Source organism: Nocardioides sp. P5_C9_2 (assembly GCF_054049555.1).
Map to the genome: position 1 here is coordinate 1 of NZ_JBFUMD010000218.1, position 6,106 is coordinate 6,106.

Annotated in this window: 6 protein-coding genes; 2 read left to right on the plus strand and 4 right to left on the minus strand. The window is 74.4% G+C overall.

What is annotated here, in order from left to right; translation table 11 throughout:
• The first annotated feature begins 629 nt into the window (after nt 1–629).
• On the plus strand, nt 630–1,169 hold the full coding sequence (locus ACXJKL_RS12085; RefSeq protein ID WP_457207295.1) for a toxin-antitoxin system HicB family antitoxin: 540 nt from the start codon (nt 630–632) through the stop codon (nt 1,167–1,169).
• A gap of 107 nt (nt 1,170–1,276) precedes the next feature.
• Nucleotides 1,277–2,098, plus strand: a complete 822-nt coding sequence (locus tag ACXJKL_RS12090; protein ID WP_457207296.1) for a DUF4097 family beta strand repeat-containing protein — start codon at nt 1,277–1,279, stop codon at nt 2,096–2,098.
• 159 nt (nt 2,099–2,257) lie between these two features.
• Here the strand turns inward: ACXJKL_RS12090 and ACXJKL_RS12095 are convergent, their stop codons facing one another.
• The 4 genes from ACXJKL_RS12095 to ACXJKL_RS12110 all read right to left on the minus strand — a co-directional run.
• The gene (locus ACXJKL_RS12095; protein ID WP_457207297.1) at nt 2,258–3,235 is read right to left on the minus strand and encodes a siderophore-interacting protein; all 978 of its coding nucleotides are present in this window, start codon (nt 3,233–3,235) and stop codon (nt 2,258–2,260) included.
• Nucleotides 3,232–4,068, minus strand: coding sequence for an ABC transporter ATP-binding protein (locus ACXJKL_RS12100; RefSeq protein ID WP_457207298.1), 837 nt, complete (start codon nt 4,066–4,068; stop codon nt 3,232–3,234). Before ACXJKL_RS12100 ends, ACXJKL_RS12095 begins: the two co-directional genes overlap by 4 nt.
• A complete protein-coding gene (locus tag ACXJKL_RS12105; protein WP_457207299.1) occupies nt 4,065–5,123 on the minus strand; it encodes a FecCD family ABC transporter permease in 1,059 nt (352 codons plus the stop codon). Before ACXJKL_RS12105 ends, ACXJKL_RS12100 begins: the two co-directional genes overlap by 4 nt.
• Nucleotides 5,120–6,106 (minus strand): FecCD family ABC transporter permease (locus ACXJKL_RS12110; RefSeq protein WP_457207300.1); only part of this gene is annotated, 987 nt, incomplete at its 5' end. The genes ACXJKL_RS12105 and ACXJKL_RS12110, both read right to left, overlap by 4 nt.

Sequence of the window (6,106 nt, forward strand, 5' to 3'; positions counted from 1 at the left end):
CTCTTCGACCTCTGAGCACGCAGCACACCGCCTGAACGCGGCCTCCCCTCCCCGGGGGGCCGCGTTCGTCGTCCCGGGCCACGGGCCCCCGTGCCGACACGCGGACACAACTCCCTGAGCGCAGCCGACTCACGCCTGACCGGCACGGCACACGACGACATGTGTCCGCGTGTCGTGCCGCGCTCGCGGCGCTGACCCACCACCCCCCGTGCCGCACACTGGCGCCCCTGTGCCGGCACGCTGACACAGCTCCCCGTGCAGCCGGACTCCTGACGGGAGGTCGCGACCGCGCCGGACTGGCGGCGCACGACAGCAGGATCGCCGGAGACCGTGTCGTGTGCCGCCAGTTGGCGCTCCATCAACGCACAGCGACCGCCGCGCCCGCGCGACGACAGACGGAGGACGGCCGGAGCGCCCACACCCCGGGGGGACGCAGCCGCAGCCGACCGACGGGGGTCAGGGTCGCCCCCGACGGGGACGGCGTACGACGGCTCGTCCACCAGTCGCCCTCCCTCAACGCCGCACGACGGCCCCGAGCCAGCCGAGCCGAGACCCCGGACACCACTGCGACACCAAATGACAGCATCAACCCCTTGTCATGACGTCACAGTGATGTCATAGTGATGCGCATGGACATCACCCCGTACGTCGACAGCCTCCGTCGCGACCTGCTGGCCGCCGCCGAGGCCGGTGGCGACGAGGCCCGCCAGGTGGCGGAACGCCTCAGCTACGCGCTGGACGCCAGCGCCCGCCTCGCGATCATGGAGGCCATCTCCCAGGCCGCCGCCGAGATCAGCACCGAGCTCCCGCAGGGCGGCGTCGACGTACGCCTGGCCGGGCGTGAGCTCGACTTCGTCGTCCAGGTCGCGCCGACCGAGGTCGCGACCACCCCGCCGGCGCCGCCGATCCCGCCCCGGCCCGAGGAGGTGGAGGAGGGCGACCTCGCCCGCATCACCCTCCGCATCCCCGAGTCCATCAAGGCCCGGGCCGAGGAGAAGGCCGCGACCAGCGGACAGAGCCTCAACACCTGGCTCGTCTCGGTCATCCGGGCCGCGACCTCCGACCACGCGATCAACGTCGACATCGACCTGTCGAGCATCCCGTTCTTCGGCCACGACCCCTTCAAGGGAGGCAACCGCGGCAACCGCCGCATGACCGGCTGGCTCTGACCAGCACCACGCGGGCACACCGCGTACCGGACCGCAACATCCGTCAGGCGCCACAGCGATCCAGCACCCAGGCTGGACCGTGGGCCGAGCACACCCTGGAGACACCCATGGACCACATCTTCGAGACCCCCGATCCGATCGAGCTGTACGTCGAGATCGGCAAGGGCCGCCTCGACGTCACCGCGACGAACACCGACATCACCACCGTCACGCTCAGCGGGGACCACCCCGAGGAGGTCGTCGTCGAGCAGCGCGACGGGCAGGTCGCGGTGGTGGTGCCGCGCACCTCCGGGTTCCTCACCGGCGGCAGCCGTCGCTACCACGTCACGGTCACCGTGCCCACGGCCAGCGCCCTGGCGCTGCGGACCGGCAGCGCCGACGTGCGCGCCGAGGGCGAGTACGGCGCCACCTGGGCCCACGCCGGCAGCGGCGACCTCGCCGTCGAGCTGGTCGGCGGTCCGCTCGAGGTGCAGGCCGGCAGCGGTGATCTCCGCTTCGTCGAGCTACGCGGCGAGGGCCGCATCAAGAGCGGGTCCGGCGACGTCCTCGTCGGTCGCGTCGGTGCGGCGCTGACCGTCTCCACCGGCAGCGGTGACGTGGCCGTGGACTCGGTCGCCGGCAGCCTCGCCGTCAAGACCGGCTCCGGCGACGTGCGCGTCGGCGAGAGCGCCGACGACGTGTCCTTCTCCACGGGCAGCGGCGACCTCCAGGTCGACCTGGCCCGCCGGGGGCGCTTCACCGTCAAGGGGGCCAGTGGCGACGTACGCCTGGGCATCCCGGTGGGCACTCCCGTCTGGACCGACATCACCACGGTCACCGGGCGCATCCACAGCGACCTCGGCGGCACCGGCGAGCCGGTCGAGGGCCAGGACCACGTCGAGGTCCGGGCCCAGGTCGCCACCGGCGACATCACCCTCCAGCAGCGCTGACATCCACCCATCCGACCGCACGACCACCGAAGGAGCACGCCATGTACGGAACCACCGAGATCGAGCTGATCGCCCGTCACCACCGCGACGAGCGCCGCCGCGAGGCCTCCCGCCGCTGGACCCGGAAGGCCTGATCCACGACGGGCCACGAGCGGCGGGTCAGGACCGCATGGCGACACCCCGCCGCCAGTAGCCCATGAACGCCACCTGGCTGCGGTCGATCCCGACCCCGCGGACCAGGTGCCGGCGCAGCCCGGTGACCACGGCGGACTCCCCCGCGATCCAGGCGTAGAGCCCGTCCGGGCCTGGCCCCGCCGCCCCGTCGGCAGCCTCGCGGGGGGCCGCGACCTCCTCGCCCGAGGAGGAGTACGACGGGGTCTCCCACAGGTCGGGATCCACGTCGTCGGGCGCGACCTCGACGACGACTCCCTGGGTCCCGAGGTGGGCGACCACCGCGGCGTGCAGCCGCTCCCCGAGCGGTGCGCCGTGCCGCGGCAGCCACGTCACCGACACCCCGTCAGGGCGTCGTACGTCGAGCACGTCGCCCACCTCGGGGACCTCCAGGAAGGCCGCGCCGGTCGACGAACCGGGGAGCTGCTCGAGGACGGCGCACACGGCCGGTACGGCCGTCTCGTCGCCCACCAGCAGGAGCTCGGCACCGGGGCCGGGGGTGAACTCGATGCCGCCGAAGGGGAAGCCACGGCGAGGCGCCAGCATCACCAGCCGGTCCCCGGGCTCGGCCCGGGCCGCCCACAGGGAGCCGGGCCCGACCGCGTCGCCCTCGAGGTGGAGCACCATGTCGACCACGATGGTGGTGTCCTGGCCGGATCCGCGGACGTCGCGGATCGTGTAGGTGCGCATGTGGCCGCGCTCGGTGACCGGCCGGTCCGACCACGTGGCCAGCCATGCCTCGTCGGCCCCGGTGACCGAGGTCAGTCCCCCGGTCGTCGGGTCGGGGACCACCAGCTTGATGCGCTGGTCGTAGCGGGGTCCGTCGACGCCGTACTCCGCGAGCGCCGCCCCGCCGAGCTCGACCCGCACGAACGACGGGCTGAGGCGCTCCACCGAGACCACCTCCACCTCGCACAGGAGCAGGGGCAGGGCGGGGGGCGCGGGGTCGTCGACCACGGGGGTCATCGGTTCTCCTCGAGGTGGGTGGAGGTGGCGGCCCGGAGCCGGCGGCCCACGGGGACCACCAGCGGCGTGTGCGAGACGGGGTCGTCGATCACCCGGTTGTCGAGTCCGAAGACCTCGCGGACGACCTCCTCGGTGACGACCTCGTGCGGGGCGCCCTCGGCGACCACGACGCCGGCGCGCAGGGCGACGAGGTGGTCGGCGTACCGGGCCGAGAGGTTGAGGTCGTGCAGCACCATCACGACGGTGGTCCCGCGGCGGGCGTTGAGCTCCGCGAGGAGGTCGAGCATCTCCACCTGGTGGGCGACGTCGAGGTAGGTCGTGGGCTCGTCGAGGAGCAGCAGGTCGGTGCCCTGCGCGAGCGCCATGGCGATCCAGACGCGCTGCCGCTGGCCGCCGGAGAGCTCGTCGACGACCCGGTCGGCGAGACCCAGGGTGTCGGTCAGGGTGAGCGCCTCGGCCACGGCCTCGTCGTCCGCGCTGGTCCAGCGCCGGAACGTGCCGTGGTGCGGGTGCCGGCCCCGACCGACCAGGTCGACGACGGTCACCCCCTCGGGGGCGACCGGGTTCTGCGGGAGCAGCCCCAGCACGCGGGCGACCTGCCTGGTGGGCTGGCGGTGGATCGCCTCGCCGTCCAGCAGCACCGCTCCCGACTGCGGGCGCAGCAGCCGGGCCAGGCCACGCAGGAGGGTCGACTTGCCACAGGCGTTGGCGCCGACGATGACCGTGACCCTGCCGTCGGGGACCCGGAGGTCGAGGTCGCGGACGACGGCGCGGTCGGCGTACCCGAGCGACAGGCCGGAGGCCTCCAGACGAGCGGTGGGGGTGGCGGTCATGCCGCCCTCCTTCCGGTACGGCCGCTCGCGAGCAGCCAGAGCAGGAACGGGGCGCCGACGGCGCCGGTGACGACACCGACCGGCAGGTTGGTGTCCGGGACGAGGTAGTCGGCCACGTAGTCGGCCGACACGACGATGACCGCGCCGGCCAGCGCCGCTCCGAGGACGGTGGTGCGGCCGCCGTTGAGGGCGCGGGCGATCGGTCCGGCGAGGAACGACACGAAGGCGATCGGGCCCGTGGCCGCGACGGCGACCGCGACCAGCACCACGCCCATGAGGAGCAGCAGCTCGCTGCGGGTCCGGGAGACGCCCAGCCCGGCGGCGGTGTCGTCGCCGAGCTCGCTGGCGCACAGGGACCGGCACAGCCACCACGTGAGTGGCAGGAGGACGGCCAGCACCACCGCGAGGAGCCGGATGGTCGGCCAGGCGACCCCGTTGACGCTGCCGGTCAGCCACCGCAGCACCAGCTGCGCGTCGTACTCGTCGACGCGCGTGAAGACGTACTGGATGACCGACTGCAGGGTGGCGGCGAGTCCGATGCCGACCAGCACCAGCCGGTGGCCGCCGTGCGGTCCGGCGACGAGCCGGACGACGAGCGCCACCGTGACAGCGCCCAGGACCGCGACCCCCGACACGGGCAGGCCCTGCCAGCCCCCCAGGGCGATGGCGACGACCGCCATGGCGCTCGCTCCGAGGCTGACGCCGATGATGTCGGGGCTGGCCAGCGGGTTGCGCAGGGTCGTCTGGAAGAGCACGCCCGCGACCCCGAAGGCCACGCCGGCGAGCACCCCGAGGACGGCTCGCGGCAGCTTGCTCTCCATCAGGATGTAGGTGGCGCCGGGGATGTCGGTGCCGGTCAGGATCCGCACGAAGTCCGGGACCGCGATCGTGTAGTCGCCGAGCAGCACCCGGGCGGCGAGCGCCCCCACGAGCAGCGCCGACAGCCCGCCGACGACGGCGCGCGAGCGGCGCCGCGGCCCACGACGGGCACCCCGGACGACCTCCAGCGCGTCGGGGGCCGGCGCCGTCGCGGTGCGGGTCGCCGTTGTGGTCACCGCGCCCCACCTCCCGAGCGACCACGTCCGACGAGGAGGAGGAACACGGGTACGCCGACCACCGCGGCCATCACGCCGACCTGGACCTCCGCGGGCGGCAGGACCACCCGGCCGAGGGTGTCGGCGAGCACCACGAGAGCCGCCCCGCCGAGCGCGGCGAGKGGCAGCAGGCGCGCGTGGTCCGAGCCGACCAGGCTGCGCACGGCGTGCGGGACCACGAGGCCGACGAAGGCCACCGGACCGGCCAGCGCCGTCGCGGTGCCGGCGAGCAGCACGACCGCGACGCCGAGGACGACCCGGTCGATCGCCGTACGACGTCCGAGGCCGCGGGCCAGGTCGTCGCCCAGCGCCAGGGTGTCGAGCAGCCGGCCGCCGGCGAGCGCCAGGGCGGCCCCGACCAGCAGGAAGGGCGCCCCGGTGAGCAGCACCTCGAGGTCGCGGCCGCCGACCGTGCCGACCTGCCAGTGGCGGAAGGTCTCCATGGTCTGGCGGTCGACCAGCAGCACCCCGGTCGTCCAGCTGCTCACCGCCGCGGTGAGGGCGGCGCCGGCGATGGCGAGCTTGACCGGGGTCGCTCCCTCGCGACCCAGCGAGGCGATGACGTGCACGAGGACCGCCGCCACCGCCGCGCCGAGGAAGGCGATCCACAGGAAGTCGCGCAGCTCGGAGACACCGAAGACGGACAGCCCGACCACCATCGCGAAGCTGGCCCCGGCGTTGATGCCCAGGATCCCGGGGTCGGCCAGCGGGTTGCGGGTGAGGCCCTGGAGGACCGCGCCCGCGAGGGCGAGGGCGGCGCCCACGGACAGGCCGAGCAGGGTGCGGTCGACCCGGGCGCTGGAGACGGCGTGCAGCGGGTGGGACCCGTCCCAGATCGCGGCCGGCGGGACCACCCGGGCCCCCACGAGGACGGAGAGCACGCAGGCCACCGCGACCAGGCCCACGAGGAGCGCGGCGGCGGTCGGCGCGCCGAGCCGGCGCGG

What these genes read in the sequence shown, in the direction of transcription:
- ACXJKL_RS12085 (WP_457207295.1), top strand. Translation starts at nt 630, where the DNA reads ATGGACATCACCCCGTACGTCGACAGCCTCCGTCGCGACCTGCTGGCC.
- ACXJKL_RS12090 (WP_457207296.1), top strand. Translation starts at nt 1,277, where the DNA reads ATGGACCACATCTTCGAGACCCCCGATCCGATCGAGCTGTACGTCGAG.
- ACXJKL_RS12095 (WP_457207297.1), bottom strand. Translation starts at nt 3,235, where the DNA reads ATGACCCCCGTGGTCGACGACCCCGCGCCCCCCGCCCTGCCCCTGCTC.
- ACXJKL_RS12100 (WP_457207298.1), bottom strand. Translation starts at nt 4,068, where the DNA reads ATGACCGCCACCCCCACCGCTCGTCTGGAGGCCTCCGGCCTGTCGCTC.